This is a genomic window from Delftia sp. WSY_16, assembly GCF_043104415.1.
GTDB classification, from domain to species: domain Bacteria; phylum Pseudomonadota; class Gammaproteobacteria; order Burkholderiales; family Burkholderiaceae_C; genus Comamonas; species Comamonas tsuruhatensis.
Map to the genome: position 1 here is coordinate 70797 of NZ_JBICKS010000008.1, position 13927 is coordinate 84723.

Below are 13927 nucleotides of genomic sequence, written 5' to 3' on the forward strand. Positions count from 1 at the left end.
GCGCCTTCCCCCTCTCTACCCGCTGCGCGGGGGAGGGGGACGACACCCTCGGTGCGGGGCGGCCCTTCCTCGGTGTCCCTGGGATGGGCCGCGCCGGTTTCATGCGCCTGGGTGAAGCGCAAGGCCCTCGAAAGCCGATTCCCAGATTCCCTGCGTTGCTCGCGCCGGGCCCTGTACTTTCCCGCAGGAGCTTTCATGGTCCCCCCACTTTCACTTGCCGTGGCCGCCGACGATGCGCCCGCCACGCCCCGTCCCCATCTCCAGCACTTGCTCGACCAGGCCAAGGCGCAAGGCCCCATTCCCGTGGCCGTGGCCTATCCCTGCGATGCAGGCTCGCTGCAGGCCGCCATGCAGGCCGCGCAGGCGGGCCTGATCACGCCGCTGCTGGTCGGCCCCGAGGCACGCATCCGGGCGGCGGCCCAGGCAGCCGGGCTGGACCTGGCGGGCGCATCCATCCACTCCACAGCCGACGATCCACGCGCGGCGGCTGCCCAGGCGGCGGCGCTGTGCGGCAGCGGCCAGGCGCGCGCGCTGATGAAGGGCAGCCTGCACAGCGACGAGTTGCTGGGCGCCGCCGTGGCGCGCGAGGCCGGCCTGCGCGGCAGCCGCCGCGCCAGCCATGTGTTCGTGATGGACCTGCCGGGCTTCGAGCGCCCGCTGCTGATGACCGATTGCGTGGTCAACATCTTCCCCACGCTGATGGACAAGCGCGACATTGCGCAGAACGCCATCGACCTGGCCCGTGCCATCGGCATTGCCCGGCCGCGCGTGGCCGTGCTCTCGGCGGTGGAGACGGTCAACCCCGCCATTCCCGGCACCATCGACGCGGCCGCGCTGTGCAAGATGGCCGACCGGGGGCAGATCAGCGGCGCCATCCTCGACGGGCCGCTGGCCTACGACAACGCCATCTCGCTGCGCTCGGCGCACCACAAGGGCATCGTCTCCGACGTGGCGGGACAGCCCGACGTGCTGCTGGTGCCCAGCCTGGAGGCCGGCAACATGATCTACAAGCAGCTGGTCTACATGGCCGACGCCGAATGCGCGGGCCTGGTGCTGGGCATGCGCGTGCCCATCGTGCTGACCAGCCGTTCGGACTCGGTGGCCAGCCGCATTGCGTCCTGCGCGCTGGCCGTGCTGGCCAGCGCGGCGGGCGGCAAGGAGCAGTCATGAGCCAGGTCCAAGCACAGGTGGCTGCGCAGGCGCCCGTGCCGCGCATGCTGCAGTGGCTCAGGCTCCTGCCCGGCACGGGCCTGTCGGGCGTGATCGCGCTGGCGGCGACCTTCGTCTCCACGCTGCATGGCGGGCCACAGCTGCTGTTCGCGCTGTTCTTCGGCGTGGCCTTCCACTTCCTGAGCCAGGACGCGCGCGCCAAGCCGGGCATCGAGTTCTGCGCGCGCGGCGTGCTGCGCCTGGGCGTGGGCCTGCTGGGTGCGCGCATCACGGCCACGCAGATCGCGGGCCTGGGCTGGACCACGGCGCTGATCGTCATCGCGGCCGTGGTCACCACGCTGCTGTGCGGCACGCTGCTGGGCCGGCGCCTGGGCCTGACACGCCCGCAGGGCGTGCTGTCGGGCGGCGCGGTGGCCATCTGCGGCGCCTCGGCGGCGCTGGCCATCTCGTCGGTGCTGCCGCGCGACAAGGACAGCGACCGCTTCACGCTCACCGTGGTGGTCACGGTCACCGTGCTGTCCACGGCCGCCATGGTGCTGTATCCGCTGGTGGCGCGCGCCTTGCATCTGCCGCCCGAGCTGGCGGGCCTGTTCATCGGCGGCACCATCCACGATGTGGCCCAGGTGGTGGGCGCGGGCTACACCATCGACCAGGCCACGGGCGACTACGCCACCATCGTCAAGCTGTTCCGCGTGTCCATGCTGGCCGTGGTGGTGGTCATGGTCTCGGCCCTGTTCAAGCGCCAGCGCGAGGCAGCGGCCGAGCAGCACCACGGCAAGAAGCCGGGCCTGGTGCCCTGGTTCCTGTGGGTGTTCGTCGCGCTAGTGGCCATCAACTCGCTGGGCTGGGTACCGCCGGGCCTGCAGCACCAGTTGAGCGACCTGTCGCGCAACTGCCTGGTGCTGGCCATTGCGGCCCTGGGCCTGAAGACCTCGTTCCAGCAACTGGCCCAGGCCGGCTGGCGGCCTTTTGCACTGCTGGTGGTGGAGACGCTGTGGATGGCAGCCTTCGTGCTGATCGCCATCGAGATCGAGATGCGCTGACGCCTGCACAGGCATTGCCGCAAGAGGCCCGCCCTGCGCGGGCCTTTGTCATGGCGCCACACATCGCTTGATGGGCATGCACCAAGATGATACATTTGAACACAAATTTTTGATCCACATCAACGCCCTACCGCGCCGTGAACGTTTTTCGCAAGCAAGCCGGCAGATTCCGCAGGCTGACCGCCACCCAAGTCCTCACCCTGCTGCGCAATCAGCAACCCCGGCAAGCCGCCCTGCTGCGGCTGCTGCCCTGCCTGTCGATGCTGGCCGTGTGCGCGGTGCTGCTCGATTCCCTGCTGCCCATTCCGCTGTGGGCCATCGCCAGCCTGACCGTGGTCATGGCCGCCTACATCGCCCACAACTGCCAGTCCTTTGTCGCCACCCAGCGCAGAAAGTCCACGCTGCGCCATCTCGCGCGCTCCTGCCTGCTGCACGCCGGCTGAAGCACAAGTGCCCCTGGGTGCCGGGCGTCAGGCACCGCCTCTGGCATAGGCCGTCAGCGCCTGGGCCACGGCCTTGAAGACCACGGCGCAGCGCTCGCTCTTGCGCAGGTCCTCGTGCATAGCCACCCAGGTATCGAGCTTCCATGAAAACGCCTGGGGCAGCACCCGCACCAGGCCCGGCTCCCGGGCCGCCAATGCCGACTGGCACACGCCAATGCCAAAGCCCGCGCGGATGGCGCCCAGCTGGGCCAGGTCGCTGTCCGAGCGCAGCGCCATGCCTTCGCGCGTGAGCATGGGAAACTGCTGCTGCATCTTTCGGATCAGGGCGCTTTCATGGTCGAAGCCGATGAGCGAATGCCCGGCCAGGTCCTCCAGCGATTCCGGCACGCCGCGTGCGGACAGATAGCTTTCATGGGCATGCAGCCCCAGCTCGATGGCGCCGATATGGCGTGCCACCAGCGCCTCCTGCTGCGGCCGGAACATGCGCACGGCCACGTCGGCCTCGCGGCGCAACAGGTCGTCCACCGCGTTGGACAGCACCAGCTCGATGCCCAGTTCAGGGTGTGCCGCGCGCAATTGCGCAAGCACAGGCGGCAGCACCTCCACGCCCACCACCTCGCTGGCCGTCAGCCGCACCGTGCCGCGCACGCCCGAGCCATGGCTGGCCGCCACGCGGCGCAGCGCGGCCGCCGTCGCGGCCATGCTGGCTGCATAGGGCTGAAGCTCGTAGGCCGCCTCCGTGGGCGCGAAGCCATCGGATGAGCGGGTGAACAGTTGCAGGCCCAGCGCCGACTCCAGCCCGTCGATGTGGCGGCCCACGGTCGGCTGCGCCACACCCATGGCCCGGCCCGCCGCTGACAGCGACCCGGACTCCAGCACCTGCAAAAAACTGCGATACCACTCCCAGTGGGGTTCCGACATCACTCATCCATTCATTTATGCATGGACACCAGAGAATTCTAGGCAATTTTCTTTTTGCAGCGGGTTGCTGACACTGAGGCTGTCACCACAGGACCCAGCCCATGCCATCCATTGCACTCTTCGGCGCCGCAGGCGCCATCGGCCAGAGTCTGGCCGCCGCGCTCAGACAACAGGGCCGCACCTACCGCGTGGTCGGCCGCAACGCAGCCAGCCTGCGCCAGACCTTCGGCGCCGATCCCCTGGCCGAGATCGCCACCTGGAACCCGGATGTCGCCGGCTCCATCGAGGCTGCCGCCCACGGCGTGGACACGCTGGTCTACCTGGTGGGCGTGAACTACTGGCAGTTTCAATTGCATCCCGAACTGATGCGCAAGACGCTGGAAGGCGCCATTGCCGCGGGCGTGCGCCGCATCGTGCTGATCGGCACCGTCTATCCCTATGGAAAGGCGCAGGCCCATGCCGTGAAGGAAGACCATCCACGCAACCCGCATACCTTCAAGGGCCGCATGCGCAAGGCGCAGGAAGACCTGCTGCTGCAGGCCCACGCACAGGGCCGCATCGAGGCCGCCGTACTGCGCCTGCCCGACTTCTACGGCCCGGGCGTGCACAACAGCCTGCTGCACGGAGCCTTCGAGGCGGCGGCCCGTGGCGGCCGGGCCGACATGGTCGGCCCGCTGGACCGGCCGCATGAGTTTGTCTATGTGCCCGATGTGGGCCCCGTCGTGGCGCGCCTGATCGGCACGCCGCAGGCTTTCGGCAAGGTCTGGCACCTCGCCGGCGCGGGGGCGATCACGCAGCGCGACGTCGTCTCGGAGATCGAACGCCTGACCGGCAGGCCGTTGAAGCTGCGCGTTGCAGGAAAGACCGCGCTGCGCCTGGCCGGCCTGTTCAACCCCTTCATGCGCGAGCTGGCCGAGATGCACTACCTGCTGACCGATCCGCTGATCATGGAGGACTCCGCCCTGCACGCCCTGCTGGGCCCCATCGCCAAGACGCCCTATGCGCAGGGCATACGCGCAACGCTCAACGCCGCCATGGCAAGTGCCGACTCACACTTGGCTGCGGCCTGAGCCTGGCCTGCAGCCCGAAAACAAAAAAGCCCTGACAGCACAACTGTCAGGGCTTTTGTCTATCTGGCAGGGGAGGAAGGACTCGAACCCTCGCATGCCGGAATCAAAATCCGGTGCCTTTACCAACTTGGCGACTCCCCTAGAAGACCTAAATTCTAATACGTTTTTTTGGCCCGAAATCCAAAATTCCAAAAATTTCGACACCGCCAAAGTTGTCTTCATGGCGCGGCCAGGGCTCCCTCAAGACAGCGGAGTATCGCCTCCCGCCCCATCGCCGTGAAACAGCCAATGAAGACAAACACGGACTCCGAGACCCTGGCCCCATGCAGGCTGGCAATGCGCAAGCGCCCACCCACCACGTGGACTTCCTGGACGCTGTCCTGCCCGCCCAGCCGCACGATGCCCTTGGCCCGCAACAGGGGGACAGGCAGCGTACGCAGCGCCTGCCGCAACCGCTGCCGGTCAAAGCAGCGGCGCGTTGCGTAGGAAAAGCTGCCCACATCGGCCATGCCGGCCATGTTCCCGGCCTGGCTTTTCCAGGAGCCGCCCGCTTGCAGCAGGCCTTGCGGGCGGCGTGGCGAGGCAGCCGCATCAATGAACACGGCCAGCGGTATCTCGCCATGGCGGGCCGCCAGCACCACGGCACCGGGCGCCATGCCGGCCACGCGCGCGGCCACTTTTTCGGTGGCACATGCGCCGGCCAGATCGGCCTTGGTCAGCACCAGCGCCGTCGCGCCCGAGATCTGGCGGCGGACCATGTCGCCGACCAGCGGGTCGCACAGTTGCTCATCGACGTCCTGGACATCCACCGCCACCAGGATGGCGTTGAGCTGCAGTGCGGGGTCGAGCATGCCGACCTGGGCGATGCGCACGGGGTCGGAGACGCCGCTGGCCTCGATGACCAGCAGGTCCGGTCGGTCGGGCCGCGCACCCACGGCGGCCAGGGCCTCGGCCAGCCGGCCGCCGATGGAGCAGCAGATGCAGCCGTTTTCCAGCTGCAGCACGTCGCTGCTGCGTGTGCGGATCAGGGCGGCGTCGATGTTGATCTCGCCGAAGTCGTTGACCAGCACGGCCACGCGCAGGCCATCGGCGCGCTCCAGCAGCCGGTTGAGCAAGGTGGTCTTGCCCGCGCCCAGGTAGCCGCCCACGACGACCATGGAAATGGGCACCCGCTGCGCCGCGGCGGCCGGCGTGCTCATGGCGCTGACCCGGGCGCGGGGAAGATGTGGCCGCCCAGCACGGTGCCCCAGACCTTCACGTCCTTGAGGGCCGCTGGCGCCACCGCGCGGGGATCGTCTTCCAGCACGGCGAAGTCCGCCAGCTTGCCGGGCTCGATGCTGCCCACGCGCTGCTCCAGTTTCAGGGTGCGGGCCGCGCCCATGGTGATGGCATGCAGGGCGTCGTCCACCGACAGGCGCTCGGCCTCGCCCAGCACGCGGCCTGAAGCGGTTTCGCGCCGCACCGCGCACCAGGCGGTGAACAGGGGGTGGATAGGGGTGATGGGCGCATCGGAATGCATGGCGAAATCCATGCCCAGGCGCCGCGCCGTGCCCGCTGCGTTCATGCGCGAGGCCCACTCGATGCCCACTGTCTGCCCGGCGTGCGCATCGCCCCAGTAATAGAGATGGTTGGAGAAGAAGTTGACACACATTCCCAGGCGCGCGGCGCGCTGCAGCTGGGCGCTGCTGGCCAGCTGGCAGTGCTGCAGGGTGTGGCGATGGTCGGCGCGCGGGTGCCTGGCCAGCAGGTCCTCGATCACATCCAGCACCACCTCGGTGGCCTCGTCTCCGTTGGTGTGGATGTGCAGTTGCAGACCGGCCAGGTGGAAGGGCTCGAACAGCGCGGGCAGCTGCGACGGGGGAATCAGCCACAGGCCGTTGGGCTGCCCGCCCGCATAGCCGGGAGCGCGCAGGCGCGCGGTGAAGCCCTGGATGGAGCCGTCCACGATGAACTTGACGGGGCCGAACTGCAGCTTGTCGCTGGCCGAGGACGCCGCTGCAGCATGCACGCGCGCGGCACCGCCTTCCGGGTTGCGCTGCGGCGCGAAGGCAGGGACGATGCGCAGCGGATAGGCCGCGTCGCCCGTGACTTCGCGCAGCGCGGCCAGGCCCTGGGGCGAGAGATCGCTGACCAGGTCGGTGGCCGTGGTCACGCCCGCGAGCTGGGCCACGCGGCCGAACTTCCAGATGGCCTCGCGCTGCTCGGCGGCGGCCAGAGACAGCGCGCTGCCGATCACCTTCTGCACCGGATACATGGCGGCGAATTCCTGCAGCTCGCCGGTGGGCTGGCCCTCGGCGTCCTTGTGGATGCCGTCGATGTCGGTGTCCTCGTCGATGCCGGCCAGCGCCAGCATGGCCGAGTTCACATTCATCAGGTGCACGCTGGCGTGCAGGATGACGATGGGCCGCGTGGCGGAGACACGGTCCAGCTCGCGCACCGACAGCCGGCTGCTGCCGAAGAGGATGGGATCGAAGCCCCAGGCCAGCAGCGTGGCCTGCGCATCGGGCAGGGCACGCTCGGCCTCGGCCAGGCGCGCCAGCACGGCGTCCAGCGTGCGCAGGCCGGGCCACAGGCGGCCCTCGGGATCGCGCCGATCGAAGTAGCCCAGGTACACGGCCTCCCACATGGCGCCTTCCATCAGGTGGCTGTGCGCCTCGATCAGGCCGGGCATGAGGACCTTGTCGCACAGGCGGTCGATGCGCTCGGCCTCGGGCCAGGCAGCCATGTCGGCCTCCTGGCCAACGGCCAAGATGCGGCCGCCCTGCACGGCCACATGGGTGGCCTGCGGCTGGGCCGGGTTCATGGTGAGGATGGTGCGCGCCACAAAGACCTGCGTGCGCGCGTTCTCGTCGTGGTTCATGGTGGTGGTCTTTTTCAGGCGGCCTTGACGCGCGCGGCACCGGGCAGATAGTGGACGATGGCCGTGACCAGCAGGTTCAGCGCCAGGCTGATGAAGCCCAGGTTGATGCCACCGAAATCCGGCTGCTGGATGTACAGCGCAATGGCCAGCGCCTGGCCGCAGGCAATGCCCAGGGCAACGGCCATGGGCCGGATGCGCCAGCCGAAGAGGATGGCCATCATTCCGGGGAAGAACTGCGTCACGCCGTAGTAGGTGGTGTTGATCAGCGTCAGCATCAGATTGGGCGTGAGCAGCGTCATCACGATGGACAGCACCAGGTAGATGACGATCACCACCTTGGCGCCCTGCTTTTGCTTGGCCTCGGGCAGGCCGGGCAGCAGGTTGCGGGCCACGATGGGGCCGATGGCCAGGCAGATGCCCGCCAGCACCAGCAGGCCCGACAGCGCGGCGCCTGCGGCCACCAGGCCCAGCAGCCAGTCGGGCAGCAGTCGCACGGCAGCCGCGAAGAAGGCCTCGTTGGGCGATGCCAGCTGCAGGTTCTGGCTGATGGCGTAGTACGAGGCCAGCACCAGGAAGGGGTACATCAGCATGTACAGCGGCATGGCGATCTGCGTGCGGCGGATGGTGTGCGAACTCTTGGCCGTGAAGAAGTTCTGAACCGCGAACGGCATCATGTAGAAGCCCAGCGCCTGGAACAGCATGGTGCTCATGGAAAAGCGCAGCTGCGTATCGGTCATGTGGTTGCTGACCTTGGCGCTGGCGGCGGTGAACACATCGCCCACGCCCGCATGCCAGCCCACGGCCACGCCCGTGGCGATGATGGCCACCACCATCAGGATGTCCTTGAGGATGGCGATATAGGCCGAGGCGCGCACCCCCGAGATGGCGATGTAGGTGAAGGCCAGGCCTGCAGAGATCAGCAGCAGGTGCAGCGGCTGGAAATTCCATCCCAGGCCCTTGAGCGCGGCCACCAGCCCCGTGAACTGCAGCTGGCCCCAGGGCAGCAGGAACAGGATGGCCGAGCCGGCCACGATCAGCTCCAGCGCACGGCTGCCGAAGTGGCCCTTGAACAGGTCCGGCAGCGTGATGGCGTTGTGCCGCAGCCCCGCCTTCCAGATCATGGGGCCGAGGAAGTAGCCCAGCGGATAGGCCAGCAGGATGTAGCCCAGGAACCAGACGCCATAGGTCGGCCCCTTGGCGTAGATGCCGCCCGGAAAGCCGACCATGGTGCCGATGCTGTAGATCTCGCCGGCGGCCAGGAAGAACACCAGGTAGGCGCCGAACTGGCGGGAGGCGACGAAGAAGTCATGCACGCTCTGCGCACCCTTGCCCGTGCGCGAGCGGATGGCCAGGTACAGGGACAGCGCGATGAAGCCCAGAAAGACTGCGGTGGTCATGGCGGTGCTCCCTTCAGGCGGACTGCGCGTCGTCGGCTTCGTGGCGGTCGAACATCAGCCAGCACACGAGCATGCACAGCGACGTCAGCACGAACCACATGAAGATCCACAGGTAGATGAAGGGCACGCCCAACACGAAGCGATCGACGGACGCGACCCAGGGAAGCAGGCCGATCACCGCGATGTACGGGATGCCTATGCCGATGAACAGCTTGAGCATGGTTTGTCTCCTTTTGCTCCGATGAAAGAGTTGGCGGTTGTGGCCGCTCTATAGAACATTTCAATGTCCCTGGATGCGATCTTAGGAAGCGCCTACCTATAATTCAAATGAAAAATTTGCCAACAAACCATGAGGACTCCGCATGGATACACAGAAGCTGCGGCACCTGCTGGCCATCGTCGAGCACGGCACCTTTTCCGACGCAGCGCGCGCCGTACACCTCACCCAGCCGGCACTGAGCCGCAGCATCCGCGCGCTGGAAGATGAACTCAGGGCGCAGCTGTTCGACCGGGGCGCGCGGCGCGCCCGGCTGACGGTGTTTGGCGAACTCGTGGCCGAGCGTGCACGCCGCATGCGGCTGGAGGAAACCCAGTTGCGGCGTGACCTGGAGCTGCTGCGCGGCGGCCAGGAAGGCGCGCTCGCCATTGGCGTGGCGCCCGCGCCCGCGGCGCTGCTGCTCAAGCCCTTTCTGATCCACATGGCGCAGGCGCATCCGCGCGTGAAGGTGCGCGCCGAAATGGGTGCCACCAGCGCATTGCTGCAGCTGCTGCGCAACGAATCCATCGATGCCATCGTCGGCGACGCCTACGTGCTGCGCGCCGCCGATGACGTGGACATGGAACTGCTGGGCGAGCTGCCAGCCGGCCTGGTCTGCCGCGCGGGCCACCCCGTGCTGCAAAACCCCGGCATGGACGAGATCCGCCGCTACCCGCTGGCCACTACCACGTTGAGCACGGCCATGGCGCGGCAGCTGGCCGAGCTGTGGGGCGAAGGCGCCGAGCCCGACAAGCTGTTCACCCTGCACTGCAACGACCTGGACCTGCTGCGCGGCGTGACCCTGGCCACGGACACCTTGCTGTTCGGCGTGCTGTCCATCACCCGCAAGGAGCGCGCCAGCGGCGCCATGGCCGAAGTGCCCCTGCCCGCCGATCCCCGCCGATGCGGCCGCTACGGCATGGCGCGCATGGCCGCGCGCACCCTGTCACCGGCGCTGGACACGGCCTACGCCTTCACACGCACGCACTGGCGCGAGCTGTCGGAGCACGATCAGGAGCCCGGTTGATCGACGCTCAGCCGGCCGCCGGGGCCTGTGCATGTGCCTGTGCATGCGCCAGGCCCAGCGGCAAGGTCTGCGCGCGCAGCCAGTCCAGCACCAGGGCGAAGCTGGCCTCGTCCTGCACCGGCCGGGGCGACATAAGCACGTAGTGCGAGCCATCGGCCACGAAGCCGCGCGGCGCGCACAGCGTGCCGCTGGCCAGGTCATCGGCCACCAGTGCCAGCGGGCCGATGGCGACGCCGGCCCCGGCCACGGCGGCCTGCAGGCTCAGGTAGAAATGCTCGAAGCGCACCTCGCGACCGGCCCGCAGCGGCACGCCGGTCAGTTCGCTCCAATGCCGCCATGCGTCCGGCCGCGACTGCGTATGCAGCAGCACCCCGCCCAGCGGCCCTGAGCGTGCCAGCGCCTTGGCAAGCGCGGGCTTGCAGACGGGCCCCACGCGCTCTTGCAGAAAGGGCTCGGCCACCACATCGGCGCCCATGTCGAAATCCGCGCGGCGTATGGCCAGATCAATGCCCTCGCGCGCAAAGGGCACGGAGCCGCCGGCCGATACCAGGCGCAGCTCGCGCTGCGTGCCGATCGCTTCCTGCAAACCGCCCAGACGCGGAATCAGCCAGCGCATCAAAAACGTGGGCTCGCACGACAGCACCAGCGGCCGGTCCGGCCCTGCCGCCTGCCGCGCGCGGCCCAGCGCGCCGCGCAGGCGCTCCAGCGCCAGGGCCACCTCCTCGGCCAGCACGCGGGCCGTGGGCGTGGCAATGATGCTGCGGTTGCTGCGCTGGAACAGCGCAAAGCCCAGCGCCTCCTCCATGTCGCGCACGGCACGGCTCACGGCGCCATCGGTCAGGTGCAGCTCGCGCGCGGCCTTGGAGACACTGCCATGGCGCACCGTGGCCTCGAAGGCGCGCAGGGCAGACAGCGGCGGCATGTGGACGGGTGCGGGCATGGCAATGGCGGCTCTAGACAGGTGGAACAGCGGACTTTCAGTTGAACATTGCTCAATTGAATGATGAGTCTATATCGATTTATTACTGGAGCATCTTCATGCAAAGTAAGCCCATCGATTGAGGTTTCAGCAAGAACCATGAAGCACTCCAGCCCCAACTCCGCCAACCCCTCGGCCAGCACCCCGGCCAGCGCGCCCCTGGCCATCACCATGGGCGATCCATTGGGCATCGGGCCCGAGATCATCGTCAAGCTGGCAATGGACCCTGCGCGGCCCTGCACGCCGTTTCTCGTCATCGGCGACATCGCCCGGCTGCAGCGGGCGGCCGATGGGCTGGGCGTCCATCCGCAGATCCGGGCCATCGAGACACCGGCCCAGGTCCCTGCCCTGGTACCGCCCGCCACGCTCTTCGTGCTGCAGACCGGCGAGGACCTGCCGCCGGACCTGCCCTGGGGCTGCGTCAATGCACGCGCCGGCGCGGCCTGCCATGCCTATATCCAGCGCGGCATCGACCTGGCCCTGGCTGGCGACGTCTCGGGCCTGGTGACCGCCCCCATCCACAAGGAAGCGCTGCGCGCGGCAGGCTGCCCGCATCCGGGCCATACCGAGATGCTGGCCGAGCGTTCCGGCACACGCGACTTCGCCATGATGCTCGCCAATGATGAGCTGCGGGTGCTGCTGGTCTCCATCCATGTGCCGCTGCAGCAGGCCATCGCCTCCGTGACCATGGACAACGAGCTGCGCGCCATTCGCCTCGCGCACCAGGCCTGCCGCGCGTTCGGCATCACCCGGCCCCGGGTGGCCGTGGCAGGGCTCAATCCGCATGCCGGTGAAAACGGTCTGTTCGGGGACGAGGACCGCTCGGTGATCATCCCCGCCATTGCCGCCGCGCGCGCCGAAGGCATCGACGCCAGCGGCCCCTGGCCCGGCGACACGGTCTTCATGCGGGCGCGCCGGGGCGAGTTCGACGTGGTGGTCGCCCAGTTTCATGACCAGGGGCTGATTCCCGTGAAATACCTGGGTGTGGAGCAAGGCGTGAACATCACCGTGGGCCTGCCCTTTGTGCGCACCTCGGTGGACCATGGCACGGCCTTCGACATCGCGGGCACGGGCCGCGCCGACCACGCCAGCCTGGCCTGCGCGCTGCGCCAGGCGGCAGCCATGGTGCAGGCCACCCGTACCGGTGCCAGCGCACGAACGCAGCGCCCGGACTTCATCTTCATGCTCACGCAGCAGGACAGGACCATTGCCGATGCGCGCGAGCGGCTGCGCGAGGTGCTGGCCCAGGGCGTTCGCCATGTGGGCTTCAAGGACATCGGCCTGCCCCTGCCCGAGCTGCATGCCCTGGCCCGGGACATCCGGGCGGGCGGCGCCAGGGTTTATCTGGAGGTTGTCAGCCTGGACGAGGCCAGCGAAGTGGCCTCGGCCCGCGCGGCGGTCGAGCTCGGTGTGGACGTTCTCATGGGCGGCACGCGGCCCGAGGCGGTGCTGCCCGTGCTGCGCGGCAGCGGCATTGCGTACTACCCGTTTCCCGGCAAGGTGAGCGGGCATCCGAGCGTGCTTTCAGGCCCGGTACAGGACATCGTGACCAGCGCCCGCCGCATGGCGGGGCTGGACGGCGTGCATGGCCTGGATCTGCTGGCCTACCGCTTCCACGGCGATGTGCCGGCCCTGATCAAGGCCGTCTGCGATGCGGTGGACAAACCCGTGGTCGTGGCCGGCTCCATTGATCGCAGTGAACGCATCGCGGCCGTGCTGGCCGGCGGCGCAGCGGGCTTCACGATAGGCACTGCCGCCTTCGAGGAGACTTTTCCGGCCGCGCGGCCCGGGCTGGCGGCGCAATTGCAGGCCATACAGGCGCTGGTGGACTGACGCCGGCCATGTCGGCTATGCCGGCCCGCGCCTCGCACGCCGGGGTCACGGTCCAGCAGCAGCTGCAGCGGTTTCGCCCACCGGTGCCCGGGCGTTCTCACAGCCCCAGGTACAGGGCCAGCAGCGAAACGGCGGCTGGCACGGCCTGTACCCAGAGGATCTTGCGGCTGGCCGTGGCGGCGCCATACAGGCCTGCCACCAGCACGCACAGGAGAAAAAAGTACTTGAACGCCAGGCCGTCGGCGCCCTGCGCCAGCCCCCAGATCAGCCCGGCGGCGAGAAAGCCGTTGTAAAGCCCCTGGTTGGCGGCCAGCGTCCTGGTCTGCTGCGCAAATTCCGGCGTCAGCCCAAAGGCCTTCCTGCCAGCCGGCCGGTCCCAGAGAAACATCTCCAGCACGAGGATGTAGACATGGATTGCGGCGACGATGCCTATGAGAACGTTGGCCATCTGGGTGGATAGGAAAGTGGACAGGCCCCTGTATACGGGATGCATGCGCCGCCGTCCATGCCCGCCGCGCCACACATGGCCTGCAACGGCCTGCCCGTGTCACCCGGAAGACTTGCTGCCGGGTGGCACGGGCTTTTCCACTGGCTTTTGCGCACTCTCTGCCGGCGCCACGGCACCTGCGGCCGCACCGCCCAGCGCACCGGCCACGCTGCCTACCGTGCCGCCCACCACCACGCCCACCGGGCCTGCAATGACCGCACCGGCGGCAGCGCTGGCAGCGGCTCCGGCCAGTACGCCGCCGCCGATGAACACCGAGCGTGACTCGCGCTGCGCATCCTGCGGCGACAGCTGGTACTGGGCAGCTGCCTCGGGGTCCTGGGAAGGTACGCCGTGGCCCGGTCGTGCCTGTTCGGCCAGGTCTTCGTCCTCCACCGCATCTGCAGACACCGGCGGGATGGATGGCTTGTTGCTTGCATTCAT

The 13927-nt window shown here is 68.4% G+C and carries 14 protein-coding genes and 1 tRNA gene; 6 read left to right on the plus strand and 9 right to left on the minus strand.

Annotated features, from left to right (window positions below; all coding sequences use genetic code 11):
• Nucleotides 1-195: 195 nt before the first annotated feature.
• The 3 genes from ACF8O7_RS06130 (at nucleotide 196) to ACF8O7_RS06140 (ending at nucleotide 2656) form a co-directional block, all read left to right on the plus strand.
• Entirely contained in the window at nucleotides 196-1170 is a 975-nt protein-coding gene (locus ACF8O7_RS06130; protein WP_016450078.1) for a bifunctional enoyl-CoA hydratase/phosphate acetyltransferase, read from the plus strand.
• Nucleotides 1167-2213: a YeiH family protein gene (locus ACF8O7_RS06135; protein WP_016450079.1), complete on the plus strand. Its 1047-nt coding sequence runs from the start codon at nucleotides 1167-1169 to the stop codon at nucleotides 2211-2213. The genes ACF8O7_RS06130 and ACF8O7_RS06135 overlap by 4 nt, the downstream gene beginning before the upstream one ends.
• A 137-nt stretch (nucleotides 2214-2350) precedes the next feature.
• Nucleotides 2351-2656, plus strand: a complete 306-nt coding sequence (locus ACF8O7_RS06140) for a hypothetical protein (RefSeq protein WP_016450080.1) — start codon at nucleotides 2351-2353, stop codon at nucleotides 2654-2656.
• A 27-nt stretch (nucleotides 2657-2683) separates the two neighbouring features.
• Here ACF8O7_RS06140 and ACF8O7_RS06145 read toward each other — a convergent pair whose 3' ends face one another.
• The gene (locus tag ACF8O7_RS06145; protein WP_016450081.1) at nucleotides 2684-3577 is read right to left on the minus strand and encodes a LysR family transcriptional regulator; all 894 of its coding nucleotides are present in this window, start codon (nucleotides 3575-3577) and stop codon (nucleotides 2684-2686) included.
• 101 nt (nucleotides 3578-3678) lie between these two features.
• On the opposite strand from ACF8O7_RS06145, the gene ACF8O7_RS06150 reads away from it, so the two are divergent.
• Entirely contained in the window at nucleotides 3679-4647 is a 969-nt protein-coding gene (locus ACF8O7_RS06150) for an NAD-dependent epimerase/dehydratase family protein (protein ID WP_392442757.1), read from the plus strand.
• 64 nt (nucleotides 4648-4711) lie between these two features.
• Here the strand turns inward: ACF8O7_RS06150 and ACF8O7_RS06155 are convergent.
• The 5 genes from ACF8O7_RS06155 to ACF8O7_RS06175 all read right to left on the minus strand — a co-directional run bounded on the left by ACF8O7_RS06155 (nucleotide 4712) and on the right by ACF8O7_RS06175 (nucleotide 9124).
• A tRNA-Gln gene (locus tag ACF8O7_RS06155) sits at nucleotides 4712-4788 on the minus strand.
• Between the two features lie 77 nt (nucleotides 4789-4865).
• Entirely contained in the window at nucleotides 4866-5846 is a 981-nt protein-coding gene (locus ACF8O7_RS06160) for a CobW family GTP-binding protein (protein WP_392442758.1), read from the minus strand.
• On the minus strand, nucleotides 5843-7507 hold the full coding sequence (locus ACF8O7_RS06165; RefSeq protein ID WP_392442761.1) for an amidohydrolase: 1665 nt from the start codon (nucleotides 7505-7507) through the stop codon (nucleotides 5843-5845). The genes ACF8O7_RS06160 and ACF8O7_RS06165 overlap by 4 nt, the downstream gene beginning before the upstream one ends.
• A 14-nt stretch (nucleotides 7508-7521) precedes the next feature.
• Nucleotides 7522-8904 carry a sodium:solute symporter gene (locus ACF8O7_RS06170; protein ID WP_016450085.1) on the minus strand — a complete coding sequence of 461 codons (1383 nt, stop codon included), beginning with the start codon at nucleotides 8902-8904 and terminating at the stop codon, nucleotides 7522-7524.
• 13 nt (nucleotides 8905-8917) lie between these two features.
• Nucleotides 8918-9124, minus strand: a complete 207-nt coding sequence (locus ACF8O7_RS06175) for a DUF3311 domain-containing protein (protein WP_046240982.1) — start codon at nucleotides 9122-9124, stop codon at nucleotides 8918-8920.
• A gap of 142 nt (nucleotides 9125-9266) precedes the next feature.
• Between ACF8O7_RS06175 and ACF8O7_RS06180 the strand changes: the two genes are divergently transcribed.
• A complete protein-coding gene (locus ACF8O7_RS06180; protein WP_209803418.1) occupies nucleotides 9267-10187 on the plus strand; it encodes a LysR family transcriptional regulator in 921 nt (306 codons plus the stop codon).
• A gap of 7 nt (nucleotides 10188-10194) precedes the next feature.
• Here ACF8O7_RS06180 and ACF8O7_RS06185 read toward each other — a convergent pair whose 3' ends face one another.
• A complete protein-coding gene (locus tag ACF8O7_RS06185; protein ID WP_026063002.1) occupies nucleotides 10195-11127 on the minus strand; it encodes a LysR family transcriptional regulator in 933 nt (310 codons plus the stop codon).
• Nucleotides 11128-11265: 138 nt separating this feature from the next.
• On the opposite strand from ACF8O7_RS06185, the gene pdxA reads away from it, so the two are divergent.
• A complete protein-coding gene (gene pdxA, locus ACF8O7_RS06190) occupies nucleotides 11266-12999 on the plus strand; it encodes a 4-hydroxythreonine-4-phosphate dehydrogenase PdxA (RefSeq protein WP_392442764.1) in 1734 nt (577 codons plus the stop codon).
• Nucleotides 13000-13096: 97 nt separating this feature from the next.
• On the opposite strand, the gene ACF8O7_RS06195 is transcribed toward pdxA, so the two are convergent.
• A complete protein-coding gene (locus ACF8O7_RS06195) occupies nucleotides 13097-13447 on the minus strand; it encodes a DUF1304 domain-containing protein (protein ID WP_017407778.1) in 351 nt (116 codons plus the stop codon).
• Between the two features lie 99 nt (nucleotides 13448-13546).
• On the minus strand, nucleotides 13547-13927 hold the full coding sequence (locus ACF8O7_RS06200; RefSeq protein ID WP_392442767.1) for a bacteriocin: 381 nt from the start codon (nucleotides 13925-13927) through the stop codon (nucleotides 13547-13549).